Origin of the sequence: Methylobacterium sp. WL116 (assembly GCF_008039455.1) — a bacterium.
GTDB lineage: Bacteria > Pseudomonadota > Alphaproteobacteria > Rhizobiales > Beijerinckiaceae > Methylobacterium.
In genome coordinates this window covers 1-716 of sequence record NZ_VRUV01001022.1, presented here as the reverse complement: position 1 = coordinate 716, position 716 = coordinate 1, and the positions used below count along the sequence as shown (strand labels likewise).

Below are 716 nucleotides of genomic sequence, written 5' to 3'. Positions count from 1 at the left end.
CCTCGCCACCGCGGCGGGCGCGAGCGCCCGCTTCGAGGCGGTCGCCGGCGACCACGTCTCGGTGCTCGGAACCCGCGATCGCCTGGCCGAAACCCTGTTCGGCGACCGCGTCCGGCCGGGCTGCCCGGCGCTCGCCGCAGCGACGCCTTGACGCCGCGCCGCGGTTTTCCCGCAATCCCATATCGCCGGTCGGACCCGATGCGAACGGAGGCGAGGCGGTGGGGCGACGCGAGCGGCGCTGGCGCGAGGACGATCCAGAGATGCAGGCGCGCAGCCCCGAGCCGGTGATCTGCCCGCTCTGCGAGCGCCCGATCCCGCCCCGCGCCCGCTCGAGCCTGCATCACCTCGTGCCGAAGCTGAAGGGCGGCACCCACGGCACCACCGTGCGGCTGCACCAGGTCTGCCACTCGGCGATCCATGCCCGGCACAGCGAAGCCGAGCTCGCCCGGCGCCTCGCCGACGTCGGCGCGCTCCGAGCCGAGCCGGAGATCGCGCGCTTCATCGCCTGGGTGCGGACAAAGCCCGACGACTTCCACGCTGCCACGCGGATGACGCGGGACCGTCGCTCGGCCAAGCGCAAGAGCTGACGCCGGGCCCCGGAGCGGATTCACCCCGCGTTCGCCATGCCGCGCGATGGCGCTGCGGGGCTCAGGCGGCCTTTACGCATCCCGCCCAAGGGTTGCGCCGACGGGGCGACCGGGCGGAGGCGGTAATGG

General features: G+C 74.7%; 1 protein-coding gene. It reads left to right on the top strand.

Annotated elements, in window-relative coordinates:
- Positions 1-260 precede the first annotated feature (260 nt).
- The gene (locus FV223_RS29175) at positions 261-587 is read left to right on the top strand and encodes a restriction endonuclease (protein WP_187274875.1); all 327 of its coding nucleotides are present in this window, start codon (positions 261-263) and stop codon (positions 585-587) included.
- Positions 588-716 lie beyond the last annotated feature (129 nt).

Excerpts from the sequence above, each read along its gene's own strand:
- FV223_RS29175 (WP_187274875.1), top strand. The coding sequence starts at position 261 with ATGCAGGCGCGCAGCCCCGAGCCGGTGATCTGCCCGCTCTGCGAGCGC.